The sequence below is a fragment of the Qingrenia yutianensis genome (assembly GCF_014385105.1).
Classification (GTDB): domain Bacteria; phylum Bacillota; class Clostridia; order UMGS1810; family UMGS1810; genus Qingrenia; species Qingrenia yutianensis.
In genome coordinates this window covers 1-695 of the sequence record NZ_JACRTE010000090.1, presented here as the reverse complement: position 1 = coordinate 695, position 695 = coordinate 1, and the positions used below count along the sequence as shown (strand labels likewise).

Below are 695 nucleotides of genomic sequence, written 5' to 3'. Positions count from 1 at the left end.
GGCGACAATTGAAGATTTGTCGTATGACACGCTTACCGATAAGGGCAGAGAAGAGTGGGAAGATGTACTTGCCGCAAGGGTAGAGCAGATATATGAAGGAAGTTACGGTGTGCAGATTCCGTGCATCGTCTGTTCTCATCACGGCTTGCTCGGTATTCCTCAACATCGCCGTCATGCTCCGCTGTCCTGTATGAATAACGGTAAAATTCCACCGCCATAGCTGTTCACCTCACATATTCATTACCGGGGCTGCCTCGGTCTGTTCATTCTGATCCGCCTGCAATTCGGTATTGCTTTCGGCAGTTTTTTGTCCGTCTGAACGCTTTTGAGACTTTTTATTCCCTGCCTTTTTTGTTTCTTTCCCCTCTTCATGGTTCTGCTCCTCCTGCTGTGTTAATTTCTGTTCGTATGCTTCAAGCACCGCACTGTGGAGATTTTCTCTTCCCTCTTTTGTAATCGGGAAACAAATATCCTCATATTTGGCTCCTGCCTTACGGGAAGGCATTGACACAAACGGACCGTCATTGCCCTCAAAAATCCTCACACCTTTTACAACAAACTCGTCATTGATGGAAACCGAGGCAACTCCCTTTAAGCTTCCGGGTTTGTTAATAAGGTTCACGCTTGCTTTGTAATTCATAAATTCTACCCCTTTCTTTTATATAACTCATCATCCACTTCTTTTAACCTTTCAC

The 695-nt window shown here is 45.0% G+C and carries 1 protein-coding gene and 1 pseudogene; one reads left to right on the top strand and one right to left on the bottom strand.

Going from position 1 to position 695, the window contains the following annotated elements; genetic code table 11:
* Positions 1–220, top strand: a pseudogene (locus H8706_RS12235) (hypothetical protein); the annotation flags it as partial.
* Between the two features lie 9 nt (positions 221–229).
* Here H8706_RS12235 and H8706_RS12230 read toward each other — a convergent pair.
* Positions 230–640: a SpoVG family protein gene (locus tag H8706_RS12230; protein ID WP_262432699.1), complete on the bottom strand. Its 411-nt coding sequence runs from the start codon at positions 638–640 to the stop codon at positions 230–232.
* Positions 641–695 lie beyond the last annotated feature (55 nt).